Genomic DNA, 16,366 nt, shown 5'->3' with positions numbered 1-16,366 from the left:
TACAATCTTCTTTAAATAGGAGCGTCTTCATTTTTTATCTTATCCCAATTAATCAGAAAAAAAAATTAAAGATATTTTTTGGCCCTTTAAAAAAATTAGTGCTCATATATTTACAAAAACAACATAAAACAGCATTCAAACAAAATTTAGTCGTTTAAATACCAATTTATCCGTTTAAACGCAGTTTTTAATGAATTTTAATTTTTGAAGTAGAAGTTAAATGCAAAAATCCCGTCTGTTTTAAGCAAGACGGGATTTTTGTATTTATATTTTTTAATGAATTTCAATAAACAATCTTTTTTGTGACCGTTTGTCCATTTTGTAAAATAATTTTAGCAAGTAAAACTTGATGATTCGATACCAAATTAGAAATATGATATTCATTCGCATTTACATTAGTTTTTTGAAAAATCAATCTTCCTAATAAATCATAAACCTGAACTTTATTTATTACTTCCTCCGACGAATTAATTTTTATATGCTTATCCTTATTAGAAACTACAACTGCACTGTTCAATCTCTCAACACTATAGGTTCCTAAAGATTTGCTACCACTTTTAAATCGTAATACAAAACGATCATTAAAAGTACCTGCTTCAGAACTAAAAACATAAGGTGCTGTTTTAATATCGTGAATAACACCTAGAACTAAATCCTCCAGATAAACACCTTGCCCTTTTTCAAACATTCCATCAACATGATCAATACTGATTACAGTGTTACCTGCAACATTTACAACATAACCAAGGGGAATAGTATCGGTATCATCAAATGGTAGTGCTTTTGCCTGAATTGCCAACATACGTTCTCCGATCAAACTATAAATCGAATGCTGATCACCGTCAAAAGACACCCCATCAACTCCTGAGTCATACTCATTTGTGGCCATAGATGAATAGCCCATTAAGGCCTGACTAAAATTCCTTGAATTATTGGTTAAATTAAGCCAAACTCTATGAGACTCTGATGAAGCGGTTTTTTTAGTTGTTGTTTTATAAAAGTTAGCGTTATTGGCAGCACCTCTCATAGCATTATTAAATGTTACGTTTCCTGTAGCATCCACTTCTACAAAAAATCCTTGACCTGAAGCAATATATTTTACTGGAGTACCACTGTTGCCAGTTCCTGACATTGCAGAACCTGTTCCTGTCCCTCCAAATTTAGTATACGTTGCATAATCCGTAGCTAAATAATCATTGCCGATTAAGGTATGATTGTGTGTCCAGAAATATAGTGTACCAGTTATTGTTTTATTAATTGTTCCGGAAACAGTAATGTTTGCATCAATAAAAGCATCCGCATCAAGTGCAGATGGAAATGGATTTCCCACTAAACGAAGCCCTTCTTCATATCCTGAAGCATCTTTTCGCGAAGTCACTGGAACTGCTATAGTACCATTATTAGGAATTCCCGTAAAATGGAAAGACACAACTGCCGCAACACTAGAACTTATTCCTTCGGGAGCACGAATAGAATAGCCAATTCCAGGTGAAAATGTACTTGAGGTATTTACACTTGACCAATCATTATCAAAAATAAAGAATTTGTCTCCTTGAGTATACGGAGAGAAATCTAATAAAGTCTGCGTTCCGCTTGTTGGGGAAGACCAATACGTGTAATCATCATTAATAATTGGAGTTGAATTTCTTTTATAAATTACAGTACCCGTATTAATTCCAGATCCAGTATTAGTTTGAATTAAACTTGCGCTATTTTCGAAGGTTAATGATCCTCCAACGACTTTAAGTTCATTAGTTAATGACAAGGTATGTCCTGAATTGATAACAACTGCTCCTGAATTTATCTGACAAGAACAACCCGAGACATCACCAGAAGAAAGATAATTTCCATTAAAAACGATGTTTTCTGATATGGTTGGTAATGTGCCGTTTGACCAAACAGAACCATCCCAAATATTAGTGGCGCTTTTTACTGTTGCGCTTGTAGCTGGAGAATTACATCCACCACTGTTTTTTATGATTACCTTGTAGATTCCAGCTGCCAATCCTGATTTACTATTACCGGCTTGAAAAGTTGAACCATTATCAAAACTGTATGTATCCGTTGCGCTCTGAACAGTCACACTTACTGTACCTGTAGGAGTTGAACAGCTTGGCTGTGTAATTACCGTTGCGGGAGTTAACAATAAAGGCAGAAAAGTCAATGCTCTAGTTCGTGAATCACTACTTGCATTACAATCCGCTCCTGATGATCGAAATGTGATATAAACACGATATTCCGCAGTTTCAGCAGGCGTACCGTTAATTATATTTAACGTTGCTGTAGTTGCCCCTGAATAATGAGTGCCATCTACAACGTCATTCCATACGCCAGAACTAACTGATTTCTTCCATTTGTATGAAACTACATTTGATGGATACGATGTTGTTACGGTATAAAAATGATTTGAGCCATAGCACATGGTTACTGTTGTACCAGAAGTAATGTCTAATATTTCATTAACGGATAGTGTAGCAAGACTCGAACTAACATCACATGTCCCATTAGAAACAACAACCTGAAATTGCGTGCCGTTAGGGAATTGGGTACTTCCGATATTCGAAATACTAATTGTACTTGTCGCTGAATTGCTTACATTAGATGTTGCCGCAGTAATAGTAGTAAAGCTAGGATCTGCCGGTTTTTTATATTTCCAGGAATAAGTCAATCCGGTACCCGTTGCAACCACACTAAAATTAACGCTACGCTTCTCACAATCCAATTGATTTATTGGCTGCGTTATAATTGTTGGCGAAGTACTAACTGTCAGGAAACCATAATTCCCTTTTTCAGTACAACCTGCTGCTGTAATTCTAGCTCTAAACTTATAATTATTCATTCCTGCGGTAATGTTGTTAACGGCAAGATTTGCAGTATTCACACCTGAATAAAAAGTGTTATTTGACAAATCACTCCAACCCGAACCCATATTAACCTCCCACTGATAAGAAGGTGAACTTCCGGATGTTGTCACTGTAAATATTGCGGTGGCACCGATACAGGCAGAAATATTAGTTGTTCCTGTTATAGTAAAAGAACAATTAGTTCCGTAAATAACTTCATTCATAAAACTCAACAAAGTAGAGTCTGTAGGTATTGTTCCCGCTGGTTTCTCAGTTGCATCTCCTGTAACTGTGACTGTAGCATTCGGATTAACAGGATAAACAATTCCAGTACCACTACCACCGATAACCCCGGACACATTTCCGCCAACTATTATATTTCCATTATTTTGCAAAATTGTACTAGCAGTAACCAAATTACCTGCTATTACAACAGTACTTTTCCAAAAATTAGCAGTACCCTGATTTATAAAATCCCCATAAACTTTGATTATTGCACTGTCACTATTCCCTGTACCAGCATTAAATCTTGCTCCACTATCAACAGTAACATTTCCATAAATTGTTAATGTCTTCCCATCATTTATAGTCAATATTCCTGTTCCTAAAACACTCAAATTATTCACAAATGCATTTACAACATCATTCATCGTAACTGTTACTGTCTGTCCAGATGAAATTATTACGTCATCCGATCCACCTGGTATTGTTCCTCCTGACCAATTTGCAGCAACATTCCAATTGCCAGAACCTGAGTACGTTTTAGTCGCACCATAACCAAAAGTATGAATCAAGACTATAAAAAGAGTAAAAAGTAGTTTTCTAATCATATTATTTGTTTTTTATACTTAAATTACTTTTAATATGTTTTTTCAAAGAGAAAAAACTTACATTAAAATTTAAAATAAAAAAAACAATATCAAAAAACACAATAAAATCGACAACAAGCATATTTATCTGTTAAACACCTATTTTATAAAACATTAAGTTAATTAAAATTTAAATATCTACGCTTTTCTGTCAATCGGAGCCTAATAAAAAATTGTCATGATAATCTCAGTTAGTTCATAATTTTACGTGTAAGAATTGCTCCATTTTGCAATGTAATTTTAATCAATAAAGCTTGATGATTTGTTACCAAGCTCGATGCAACGAAATCAGTAGCATGAATATTCCCCTTTTGATATATCGATTTTCCCAATAAATCATAAATCTGAACTTTATCGATTCTCTCATCTGAGGAATTAATTGATATTTGTTTATTTTTATTTGAAACCATGACTACATTTTCAGATTTCTCAAAACTCGGAGTTCCTAAAGTTTTATTTGTATAACGTAATACAAAACGGTCATTGAAAGTCCCGGATTCAGTGTTGAAATTATAAGACGATTGATTTAAATTATGGATAATATTCAACAACTTGTCTTCAATAAATATATTTTGGTTGGCAAAAAGACCATCTTTTTGATTAATAGCGATTGCAAAAGTCCCTTTAATAGTAGTTTTATAGCCTAGAGGAACGTTATCTGTTTCTTCAAATGGTAAAGATCTTCCTTGAATAACTAATTTTTTGTCCTGATTAAGACTATAAAAATCTACAAACTGATTTCCGTCAAAAGTCTCTCCGTCATATCTACCATCATAATCGTTTGTAGCTCCTGTAACATAGCCTACTAAAGTTTGCTTAAAGGCCCCTTGGCTATTAGAAAAGCCTAGCCATATTCTATTTTTTTCGATCGAACTACTTGATTTTGATGCAATCTTAAAAAACTGAGAATTATTTCCCAATGAGCCATTCACTCGCATGTCATTATTGAAGACAATTTCATTAGGACCTGTAATCGTTTCTTTGCTTGAAGCAAAAAACCCCTGTCCTGCAGCAATGACACCATTGGGTATTGCACCAAAACTCGCCGCAACCCCTCCTTTTGGATATGGTACGCCATCCGTTCCTACTCCCCCTGTCAAGTTATAAGAAGCATAATCGTCTGAAGTATAAGCGTAAGCACCTGAGCCTAGATTAACTGAACTCACACCAATGTTAGTATTATGCGTCCAGAAATAAAGAGTACCATCCAAAACACCAGCATTATCTATTAGAAATTTATCTGCGTTTAAAGCTGAGGGATATGGATTCCCAATCAGATATGACTTATATTGATATATACCTGTTATTGCATAATGTCCATTATTGGGCACTCCTTTAAATGTAGCCAGAAATAGTGACGGCGGCGACGGTGGCGAAGTATATTCAGGACCTCGTATGATATAACCTTTACCAATGGACATGATGGTAGCCGGTGATTCTTGTTTCCAATCTTCTGAACTAGCTGTTACTTCGTAAGAAAAATACTTATCGGCTAGAGTATTAGGTGACAAATTAGACAATATTTGAGGATAGACAGGCGATGACCAATACGTATAATCGGTATTACGAATTACAGTATTTGTCATTCTTTCATATTTTATGGCACCCGCATTATTATTGGAACTCACATTATTTATTTGTACTAAACTGGCAGAGCTGTTTAAAGGGCTATCTAAGTCGCATTTGAATATCAAATTTCCTCCGCTAACCGTAACCTCATTTGTTACTGTCAAGGTATGTGTTGAATTAATGATTACATTCCCGGTTGTTACCAAGCACGAACAACCCGTTAAATCAGAAGTGGAAGAGAAATTCCCGGAAAATATTATTTTTTTATTTACATCCGGCAAGCCATTTGTCCAACTAACTCCATTCCAAGTTGTTGCCGAATTATAATCTATAATGGATATAGATGCAGTTGATGCAGACGAGCAGCCGTTCGAATTAGTTACGGTATAAAAATATGGATTCCCAGCTACTGTCAATCCGTTTATTGTAAAACTTGTTCCTGAACCAGAAATATTTCCAGGATTTATTACCCAGTTACCAGTTGGCAAATTGTTTAAAGTAACACTTCCTGTGGGGTTATTACAATCAATATTAGTTATCGCAAACGTGGATGTTACCGGCAATGAACTAACTGTAACAACAGTAGCCAATGATGACAAACTCGAACATCCGCTTGCATTAGTAATTTTTACAGAATAACTCCCTGCTATTGTTGGACTGATACTTGCTGTTGTAGCTCCTGTAGACCATAAGTAACTTGTCCCTGCGCTCGAGGTTAAGGTCACCGATCCTCCAACACAAAAATTCACTGAACCGCTAGCTGTTATAGTTGGAATAGTTGGCAAAGCATTTACCGTCACAGCTGTTGATATTCCTCCAGTTGTAGCCGCTACACATGTTGCAGCGTCTTTTCTTCGAACCCAATATGATACACTACTACTTGGAGTAACAGTAATCGATACTGCTGAAGCGCCTGCAATCACATTACTTCCAATGGTTAAACCCGTACCCCATTCGTAGGCACCATAGGTTCCTAATAATCCACCAACAGCAGTTAATGTTGTGCTGGAGCCACTACAAACAGAGAGTATCCCCGTAATTGATGTTGGAGCCGTTGATGCTTTTGCAACGTTTAAAGTCGCTACGGATGATTTAGTTGAGCAACCAGCTCCGTTCTGAATTACCGCTCTATAGGAAGTATTGGATGTTAAATTTACTGCTGTTAAAGTAGTTGTTGCATTTGCTATTGTTGTGCCTATGGTAGTAAAATTGTCTAATGAGGATTCCCAGTTTACAACAGTTCCAGTATGCCCAGTCAAAGTAAGCACTGTACTATTAATCCCCGAACATACTGTAGAAGATACGGGACTTACTGAACCTCCAACACTATTTAAATATAAAAACCCATAGTTACTTTTTATTGTACAAGTACCTTTTGTTATTTTAACTCTGTATCTATTACTACTTGAACCAAACATTGCTGCAGTAAGATTAGAAATAGTCAGTGTGCCAGTTGTTGCTCCCGAATAATTCACACTATTTTTCACACCATCTACTACAGTACTCCATGTTGAAGTTGCATTAGAAAATTCTTCCCAAAGATAGCTGTCCGGAGTCACACTAGGTATTGCAGTATAGACTGCAGTTCCCCCTATGGAAGCGCAACTATTTATTGGCTGAGTAATTGAAAAAGTGGAACAACCGGAATCATATATTACCGTATTGACTAAGGTAATCAAAGTTGAACCCTCAGCGGGCGGTACTGCAGTACCAGGAGGAACATTAGTATCAATTGATGTGGGTGTGATTGTTACCGTTGCATTGGGGTTAACTGCATATATTTGTCCAGCTCCTGAGCCACCTGTAGTATCAAATGAACCAATAATATTTCCGCCAACAACGATATTCCCTTGTTTTTGAAGAGATGAAGTTAAGGGACTGATTAAATCACCCCCGATAACAACGTCACTTTTCCAGAAATCTGTTGCTCCATTGTTATAATAACTCCAATAAACAACAAGAATAGCATATCCAGCGGCTACAGGCATCTTAAACGATCCTGTTGAATTAACAGTGAAGTCATTATAAACCGTTAGCCGCATACCATCATTGATTGTTAAAATCCCCGAAATACTAACTGTTTTAGCAAATGAATTTACAGATATATTCACTGTTGTACCTGACGGAATTACAACATCATGAGCAGCGGATGGCACTAAATTTAAGGACCAATTAGAAGCAGTATTCCAATCACCATTTGATCCTGTGTAGGTATTTGTAGTTTGAGCAGAGATTCCAAATTGAACAAAAACTAAAAAAAATGAGAAAAGTAGGTTCTTAATCATAGGTTTTGGGATTTGGAAATTATTAAATAGCATTTGCCATCTATTGTGAATAAATCGGACAACAACATAAAAAGAAATCTCAAGTTTATTAAACCATATTTAAATTAAACTCAAATTGAAACACTTTTGATTTCATACTAAAGTTGATCATAAAAAACAACTAAAAAACACACAAGTCGCTGAAATGCAAATTAGTATAGTTAGATTGCAAGTTGATGTCGTTTTAATTTACTATTTATTTTTAAAAGATAAAAAGAACAAAAGCGCTCTAGGATTCAACTCATGAGATTCTAAAGGCAACTCTAATACATTATTTTATTACTAACAGTTTGCCCATTGCTCAATAGAATTTTAATAAGTAAAGCTTGATGACTCGATACTAAATTCTGAATAACGAATTCTTTAGCGCTTACATTAGTTTTTTGATATATCGATCTTCCTAATAAATCATAAACTTCCACTTTATCAATCATTTCAACTGATGATGTTATATTGATCAGCTTATTTGTATTTGAAACCACAACTGCATTTTCTGTTTTTTTGAATTTTTCAGTTCCCAGCGTTTTATTTGTATAGCGCAATACAAAACGATCGTCAAAAGTTCCCGATTCTGTTGTAAAATTATATGGAGATTCTTTTAAATTATGAATTAACCCTAACAGTTTATCTTCAATAAAGACCTCATTATCATTAGTACTAAATACGCCCTCTTTCGAATCTATATCAATATTGAAATTTCCCGCTACAGCGCTAAAAAAACCTAAACGCACCTGATCATTTTCCTTAAATGATTCTCTGCCTTGAATTTTGTACGCAGTGTCATTTATTAAAGAATAAAAATTTATATAATTACCTCCATCGTTTAACAGACCGTCATAGCCATTATCGAAGTCATTTGTAGAATTCTCAAAATAACCAATGAGCTGTTGACTGAACATCCCATCCTTATTTTCTAAATTTAACCAAAGACGGTCTTTAATTTCCGCTTTATCTTTAACAGGCATAGTTTTGAAAAACTGCGTGTTTGGCGCTGCTATTGCTGAACCAACCCGCATAGCATTGTTAAAAATTAAATTAACATTATTATTTTGGGCTTCAACAAAAAAACCTTGGCATGAAGCTATATTTCCAAGTGGTATTGAATTTACAGCTGCATTAGTACTTCCTGTTGTAGAAACCGTTGCTGATGTTGCCGTGCCTCCCGTTAGGTTAAACATTGCGTAATCTGATTGTGAAAAATTTTGAGCATCTGGACCAAGGTTTAACTCTCCGCCTAAATTCGCTTTATGTGTCCAAAAATATAAGGTAGCATCAATGTTTGTAATATTTGCATTTATGAATTTAATCGCATCAATAGCACAAGGATACGGATTGCCGACTAGATTCCAATCATCATCGGTAATGACACCCGGAGTTAATGCAATTGGCGTATTTATAATACCGCTGTTTAATTTATTAGCAGTTACATTGGCAGTAAAAACCACAGATTCGACTGCGGGATATGAACTTAACCACGTAGGTCCCATGATAATATAACCTTTCCCAGGAACATCCATATTGGTGGCTCCCATCCAATCATCATGATTGTCATCAAAACCATCATCATTGACATCCAAAAAATTTGCCGGATTAAAATAATAGGCATGATCGGATCGCCAGTTTGCAAATGTTGTACCTGCAGTATAAGAGATTGGCGTCGTTGTCATAGGACTTGACCAATACGTATAATCCCACTTTTCAAAAGGAGTTGTGGTCTTGTTTACTTTCATGGTTCCGTTATTGGTAACTGTACCGGCATCGTTTATCATTACAAGAGACCCTTGATTTGTTATATTTAAAGTCGCTCCTGTACCAACGGTCAAGTTATTTTGAATAGTTACAAATTTACCATCTGCAACAGTAAGGGAGAACCCATTATTAATAGTTAAGCTACAAGCTGTTACGTTAGGACTTGCAGCAGTATCATAATTTCCCGCAAGAATAACATTAGTGGTAATCGTGGGGATTCCATTGGACCAAATACTGCCATTCCAAGTCGAAGAGGATTTATCAGTAATCACGATACTTCCTAACAATGTAGCAGGCGACACACATCCAAATTGATTGGTAACAGTAAAGGAATAAGAGCCAACCGCTAAACCTGTAATTGTAGTACTTGCCCCCGAACCCGCTATGTTACCGGGATTAATTACCCAGTTCCCTGTAGGCAATCCGCTGAGCACAACACTTCCTGCTGAGTTACAATCAATTGGTTTGATGGCTCCAATTATAGGACTTAGAGGTGTAGGGTTTACTGTGATATTAATAGTTTCGGAATTAGTATAGGAATTACTGCTGTACGTGGATATACATTTAAGTGTCGCCTTATAAACCCCAACTATAGGTGAATTGATAATTGGATTTTGTGCTGTACCTCCAGCAGTTACAGTTGCATTATTGGGATCAACAATTGTCCATAAATACGTGACGGCATTATTACGCCCAAGTCCAGCATAATCTCCAAATAAATTGATAGGATTCCCTTGACAAACTGGTGTGTTTGAGGTTGGTTTTGCGTTAGGGGTGCCCCCATCAGCTTCTACGTAGGTAAATTTTAAATTTCCTGAACAATCAATGGTTATAGGAGTAGTGTACCCCAAGATTATAGTCTGGTTATTACTGCAATTACCACCATTCATTCCTGCGGTAGATGTTTCAATAACAGAATTATCGACCGGCACGTACAAAGTAACTTTATATAACATTGATATTAAACCGGCACCCGGAGTAACGACAATAAGAGATGTTTTAATTGTACTGTCTACCCCACTAGTATCGCCTAAAAAATATAATGTACCAGTAATTGTTATAGTACCCAGTAATTGAGTTGAAATACCCGTCAAGCCAACTGAAATAGTATGACCTGATTGAATTAAAACAGCTCCGGCAGTGACAGCATATTGGCCAGGATATCCTTGCGGTGATGTAGTTAAAGGAGTAACCCAAGAAGTTCCATTGTAGTACTCCCAGCTTGCCACACTATTCCATGGGCCAGAAATTTTAGATCGGTAGTCTCCAGTAGTTTGCGCTAAAACAAATGTTTGCGCTAACACTAACGCTAGTGTAGATAGTAGTTTTATTTTCATAATAGTATAGATTTGGGGAAATCATTTATATATGTTACTCTAAGTAAATAAAAAAGAAATTCAACACCCAATAAAATCGATAACCTGCATCGATATCTGCTATACTACTGGTTTTAAGTTATTTGACAAACTTATTTTCAAATAAAAACAAGTCATTATAGATCTAACACTAAAAGACCATTTTAGATGATTCTAATCGTTTTCAAAAGCAATATCCTTGTTAATAAATTATAAATTCTTAAATTTCAAACTTTAAAAAACAATAATGAAAGAAGTTTATTCTATTAAGGATGCTATCAATAAGATTGAGCATTTTTGTGCGTACCAAGAACGCTGTCATGAAGAAGTAGCGACAAAATTGCGAAGCATGAAGATGGAATCGGAAGAAATTGATTCCATAATGGTACATCTTATAAGTGGTAATTTTCTCAATGAAGAACGTTTTGCATGTAGTTTTGCCAGAGGTAAACACAGAATCAAAAATTGGGGAAAAATCAGAATTGTAAACGAATTAAAGGCAAAAAAAATAACACAAACCCTAATCAATATTGCACTAAAGGAAATCTCCCCTGAAGAATATGCAACAACTTTTCACACTTTGGCAGAACGCCACTGGCCATCCATACGAGAAACCAATCTGATGAAGAAAAGAAAGAAATTTTGTGATTATATGCTACGCAAAGGATTTGAAAGCAATTTAGTTTTTGAAAAAGTCAAAGAGTTGGAGAATTCAAAGGAAGACTAAAAAAGGCCTAGCCTTAACTACAAACTCAAAAGTACGCTTACCGCGTTTCCACCAAAACCTACCGCATTAATCAATACTTTTCTAATAGGTTTTGTCTGTAATTGTGCTTCCGCAAAAGGAACTCCGATGAACCTATTGTGTTGCATCATCATAATAGCCAGTTCCATACTGAGTATTCCTGAAGCACCAAAAGTGTGACCGATTTTCCATTTATTCGTAGTCAATAAAGGAAGTGTTTCACCAAAGATTTTCTCAATAGCTCTATATTCAGTCAAATCGCCTTTTATCGTTCCTGGTGCGTGCATGACGATCACATCAACTTGCGATAAATCCGTATTCTGTAAAGCCATTTTCATTGATTTTTGAAAACAGGTCGCTTCCGCAGAGATGGAAATATTATGTTCCAAAATCTCCGTAGCATAACCAATTCCTTCAATGTAAGCTAGTGCATTTTCTTTTTTCCCAATTACGAGACAACAAACTCCGGCACCTTCACCAAGAATCATGGTGCTTTGTTTTTTTTCTAAATCAAGCGCACGGTTTGGATAATCTTCTTTACTATTGGAATAAATTTTCAACGCCCGCATTTGCGCAATTGTAAAATCTGTTAATGGTGCTTCACTCCCACCAACCAGAAATTTATCAGCCATTCCGGATCGCAGCCAAGCCACACCGTTTAGCAAAGCATGCAAAGCCGTCGAACAAGTAATGGAGTGCGAGATTTCAGGACCTGAACTTTGCAAATCATGGCTGACCCAAGAGGAAATATTACCCAAAGTTGTTGTAGGAGAAGCAAGAGTATGCGCTTTCCCTGTTTCTAAATAGTCGCGATAATGCTTTTCGAATAAATCAGTGGCACCGCGAGAAGAACCAATGTTGATTCCGAACACATCATTCTGAGTCCAACCTGCATTTTCTATCGCTTTTCTTGAAGCTGCCATAGCATACAAAACAGATTTATCTAACGATTTGTATTTATTATCTGATTCTCGCAATTCAGCAATAACTTGTTCAGAATTAGTATCTAAAGTTGCTACAAAAGTCTTTTTACTATCTAAATCAAGTTCCGTAAAACAATGATTTTGATTAAGATAATTTTGCCAAATCACTTCTGGAGTATTCCCTAACGGTGAAATAGAAGCAATGGCGGTTATGGAGATTGTTTGAGACAAAATGCTGTTGTTATTTAAAGGCAAAGGTCGCAAAGTTTTTTTTGAAATTTACGGAATTTGAAAATTTATACTTTCAAAACATACCTTTATTGTTATATATTTATACTATTTCTAAAGCGTTTTCGACCACTTGATACACTTTTTGTAATTGCTCATCCGTAATAATATATGGAGGCAAAATGTAAACTATGTTACCAACAGGACGTAGGATTATTCCGTTTTCAATAAAAAAATCATAAAGTTTATTGCGCAATGTTCCGTAATAACTGGTGGCGCTTTCGGTTTTTATTTCTAAAGCAAAAATGACTCCCAGCACTCTTGTGGTGGTTACTTTTGGATGGCTTTTTATACGTGCCTGAAAGTCCAAATGATTTTGATTTACTCGAGCAATATTGACTTGCATCTCATCAGTTTGCAACAACGCTATACTAGCCAAGGCCGCTGCACAACCTGTAGGATTTGCTGTGAATGTGTGTCCGTGAAACAATGCTTTATTAATATCATCATCATAAAAAGCCTCAAAGATTTCTTGGGTAAAAGTGGTTATCGCCATAGGAATTGTTCCTCCGGTCAACGCTTTTGACAAACACATCATGTCTGGTTTTTCTAATTGATAATCCGTCGCAAAAGTTTTTCCCGTTTTTCCAAAACCGGTCATCACTTCATCAGCAATGGTGAGTACTTTGTTTTGCTGACAAATTCGCATCAATTCATCCAATGGCTCTGGCTCATACATTACCATTCCTGCGGCTCCTTGAACTAGCGGCTCATATATAAAACCTGCACAATTATTCTCTTTTATTACCTTTTTTAAAGCATCATAACTCTCCTGTTCTTGCCCAATTACAGGAACTGGGATCCGAACCACGTCAATGAACATTCCTTGAAAAGCCTGAGTATAAAAAGAAATTCCGCTTGCCGCCATTGCTGCAAATGTATCGCCATGAAAAGCATTTTCGAAAGCAATTATGGTAGTTCTCTTTTCCCCTTTATTGAAAAAATATTGCAATGCAACTTTGATAGCCACTTCCACCGCGGTAGAACCATTATCTGAAAAGAAAACTTTTTGCTGATTTTTCGGCAAAATTTCCATCAACTTCTCCGCAACCAAAATAGCGGGTTCGTGTGTAAATCCGCCAAAAAGAACGTGTTCTAGTGTTGTCAGTTGTTTGTAAATCGCATCGGCAATAAATTTATTAGAATGTCCGTAAGGATTCACCCACCAGGAAGCGATTGCATCTATATATTCTTTGTTATTCTCGTCCCAGAGTAAAGCGCCTTTTCCTTTTTTAATGGTAATAGGCAACGCTGCAGTTTTATGCTGGGTATACGGATGCCAAAGATATTGGCCGTCTCTTTCTGTTAAATTCATTTGAATTTTTGATTTTTGATTAACGATTGCTGATTTCAGATTTCAAAATTAGAAGTTACAACTCCAATAAATTTTCCCGTAACAAATCAGCATATTCTTTTATTACATTTTGGTCAAAATACGGTTCCTGCTCAATACTTCCAACGCATTTTACTCCAGTTTTACTTAATATTATTGTCTCTGTAGCTTTATTTTCTTCGCCTGAGAAGATTATTCCGGCAATAGTAATTTTTCGGTTTTGCAACGCTTCAATTGTGAGCAAAGTATGATTGATACTTCCCAGATAATGACGAGAAACAACAATTACTTTATAATCCGATTGGATTAAATCAATAACACAATCATTTGAATTTAATGGAACAAAAATACCTCCCGCACCTTCAATAACCAAATGATTTGCTGTTTTCGGTTCGATAATTTTCATTAAATCAATAACAACTCCGTCTAGTTCTGCAGCAAGATGCGGACTTGCTGGCGTGTTTAAAGCATAGCTATTGGGATGAATTACCGTCTTTTTATTTGACAAAAAAGATTTGACTTTATGACTGTCAGAGTTTTCTAAATCACCTGCTTGTATGGGTTTCCAATAATCAGCTTCTAAAGCTTCTGTTACAATTGCCGAAGCAATGGTCTTACCGACATCGGTAGATATTCCTGTGATGAATAGTTTCATATAAATAGCACACGGATGACACAGATTTAACTGATTGTCACGGATTTTTAAAAATTTATTTTATTTTTTTCTGTCGTTGGTGTAAATAGACCTTTTGAATTCTGGAGTTGTTCCAAAGTTCAATAATAATCCAATTTCTCCCTCAGTTGCCTTTAGATAATTTAATAGTTGAGCTTTATGCTCGTCCATCAAACATGCACAGGCTTTAAGTTCAAGAATAATAGAATCTTCAATCAATAAGTCCGCAAAATAGTCGCCAACCAATTGACTTTTATAATATACTTTAATTTGTTTCTGCGCTTCTACTTTATAACCTTGGGATTTCAACTCAAAATAAATGGCATTTTGATATACTTTTTCAAGAAACCCATATCCAAGTTCATTATAAACTTCAAAATAGATTTTCAAAATAGTGTCACTCAAATTTATATGCAGCAAATTACCCATCGTATATATTTTAATTAAAATCAGTGCGAATCCGTTAAATCCGTATTATCCGTGTCCCATAAATACAAAAGTACTCAACAACCGCAATACTTCGGAGATTTCTTCTTTTGAATTAAAGCTGTGCAAACAAAATCGAAGTCGCTCCTGTCCTTCTGGAACGGTGGGCGAAAGTATGGCTTTAATATCAAAACCCCTTTCTTGGAGTTTTTGTGCTATAGATTTAACATTTTCATTTCCCGGAATAATCGCTGATTGTATGGCTGATTTACTTCGAACAAATAATTGTTTTAATCCTAATACGTTCTTCTCTTGATTAAAATGAATGATATTCCCTCGAAGCAGTTCTATATTCTGTTTTTCTTTTTCTAAATAGTGGTAACACATTAAAATCGTGGCAACCGAATGTGGCGAAAGTCCCGTCGTATAAATAAAACTTCGGGAAAAATTAACTAAATAATCCCTCAATTCCGTAGATCCTAAAATCGCAGCTCCATGACACCCCAATCCTTTTCCAAAAGTCATAATTCTGGCAAAAATCTGGTCTTGCAAACCTAACATTTGCACTAACCCTTCCCCTGTTGAACCAAAAACGCCCAAAGCATGCGCTTCATCAATAACTAAATAACAGTTGTATTTATCGGATACTTGTACTAATTCTTCAAGATTGGGCGTATCGCCGTCCATTGAAAAAACGGATTCGGTAACGATATAAATAACTGCATTTTGATTTCGAAGAATTAATCGTTCTAAATCGTCAAAATCATTATGATTGAATTTATAAGCTTTAGCATTCGACAATTGAATTCCGTCCCGGATAGAAGCATGACACAATTCGTCGTATAAAATCAAGTCTCCTTTTTGTGGAAGCGAACTAAAAAAACCAACATTGGCATCATAACCCGAATTGAAAATTAATGCCGATTCTGATTTATGAAAGTGTGCTATGAAGTTTTCGGTTTCTGGATACAGTTTATGATTTCCGGATAATAACCTGGAACCTGTCGCTCCGTTTTGAATGCTATCATTATCCACTAAATACTGATGCGTTTCATGAAAAACAATTTCAGATTTTGACAATCCGAGGTAATCATTAGAAGCAAAATCAATTGTTGTACCACTGGAAGGTAATTGTCTTAATGATTTATTCTGCTTTCTGATTGCAAGTTTGACGGATAGATTTTCTGGAAACTTTCTCATATTAGTGCAAAAATAAGCATCTTTTTTGGTTTAAAAATTTGAATCATCCCTGTTTGTCACTTTATGAAA

The 16,366-nt window shown here is 35.7% G+C and carries 9 protein-coding genes; 1 reads left to right on the top strand and 8 read right to left on the bottom strand.

The annotated features are described in order from the left end of the window. Positions 1-283 precede the first annotated feature (283 nt). From BUC23_RS02570 to BUC23_RS02560, 3 genes are all read right to left on the bottom strand, one after another. On the bottom strand, positions 284-3,673 hold the full coding sequence (locus tag BUC23_RS02570; protein ID WP_073204975.1) for a T9SS sorting signal type C domain-containing protein: 3,390 nt from the start codon (positions 3,671-3,673) through the stop codon (positions 284-286). Between the two features lie 230 nt (positions 3,674-3,903). Then, a complete protein-coding gene (locus tag BUC23_RS17165) occupies positions 3,904-7,566 on the bottom strand; it encodes a T9SS sorting signal type C domain-containing protein (RefSeq protein WP_167365548.1) in 3,663 nt (1,220 codons plus the stop codon). Positions 7,567-7,868: 302 nt separating this feature from the next. Then, positions 7,869-10,691, bottom strand: a complete 2,823-nt coding sequence (locus BUC23_RS02560; RefSeq protein ID WP_073204971.1) for a T9SS sorting signal type C domain-containing protein — start codon at positions 10,689-10,691, stop codon at positions 7,869-7,871. Positions 10,692-10,956: 265 nt separating this feature from the next. Here BUC23_RS02560 and BUC23_RS02555 point away from each other — a divergent pair, with 265 nt between their 5' ends. Next, positions 10,957-11,436, top strand: a complete 480-nt coding sequence (locus BUC23_RS02555) for a regulatory protein RecX (protein WP_073204968.1) — start codon at positions 10,957-10,959, stop codon at positions 11,434-11,436. 17 nt (positions 11,437-11,453) lie between these two features. Here BUC23_RS02555 and BUC23_RS02550 read toward each other — a convergent pair whose 3' ends face one another. The 5 genes from BUC23_RS02550 to BUC23_RS02530 form a co-directional block, all read right to left on the bottom strand. Continuing rightward, complete coding sequence (locus BUC23_RS02550) at positions 11,454-12,608, bottom strand: beta-ketoacyl synthase N-terminal-like domain-containing protein (protein WP_073205786.1); 1,155 nt, start codon at positions 12,606-12,608, stop codon at positions 11,454-11,456. Positions 12,609-12,708: 100 nt separating this feature from the next. Then, positions 12,709-13,980: an adenosylmethionine--8-amino-7-oxononanoate transaminase gene (bioA, locus tag BUC23_RS02545; RefSeq protein ID WP_073204966.1), complete on the bottom strand. Its 1,272-nt coding sequence runs from the start codon at positions 13,978-13,980 to the stop codon at positions 12,709-12,711. 55 nt (positions 13,981-14,035) lie between these two features. Further along, positions 14,036-14,653, bottom strand: coding sequence for a dethiobiotin synthase (gene bioD / locus BUC23_RS02540; RefSeq protein ID WP_073204963.1), 618 nt, complete (start codon positions 14,651-14,653; stop codon positions 14,036-14,038). 60 nt (positions 14,654-14,713) lie between these two features. After that, positions 14,714-15,100, bottom strand: a complete 387-nt coding sequence (locus tag BUC23_RS02535) for a GxxExxY protein (protein ID WP_073204960.1) — start codon at positions 15,098-15,100, stop codon at positions 14,714-14,716. Between the two features lie 45 nt (positions 15,101-15,145). Next, the gene (locus tag BUC23_RS02530) at positions 15,146-16,297 is read right to left on the bottom strand and encodes an aminotransferase class I/II-fold pyridoxal phosphate-dependent enzyme (RefSeq protein WP_073204957.1); all 1,152 of its coding nucleotides are present in this window, start codon (positions 16,295-16,297) and stop codon (positions 15,146-15,148) included. Between the last annotated feature and the right edge of the window lie 69 nt (positions 16,298-16,366).

The sequence above is a fragment of the Flavobacterium xinjiangense genome (assembly GCF_900142885.1).
Lineage (GTDB): Bacteria > Bacteroidota > Bacteroidia > Flavobacteriales > Flavobacteriaceae > Flavobacterium > Flavobacterium xinjiangense.
Note: the sequence above shows the minus strand (reverse complement) of the source record. Positions and strands in the feature narration are given on the sequence as shown.